Here is a 217-nt window from a genome sequence, read left to right on the forward strand (position 1 = left end):
CAATTTTTGTATTGTAGTTTTGTAAGCGTATATTTTCTGATTTATCAATTTTTGTACTGTAGTTTTGTAAGCGTATATTTTCTGATTTACCAATTTTTGTACTGTAGTTTTGTAAGCGTATATTTTCTGATTTATCAATTTTTGTACTGTAGTTTTGTAAGCGTATATTTTCTGATTTACCAATTTTTGTACTGTAGTTTTGTAAGCGTATATTTTC

At 25.3% G+C, this 217-nt stretch carries 1 protein-coding gene; it reads right to left on the bottom strand.

Annotated features, from left to right (window positions below):
- Window positions 1-217, bottom strand: a 217-nt coding sequence (locus AC1VNY_RS42975; RefSeq protein ID WP_482409753.1) for a hypothetical protein, incomplete at both ends; no start/stop codon positions are given.

The sequence above is a fragment of the Bradyrhizobium ferriligni genome, assembly GCF_056837965.1.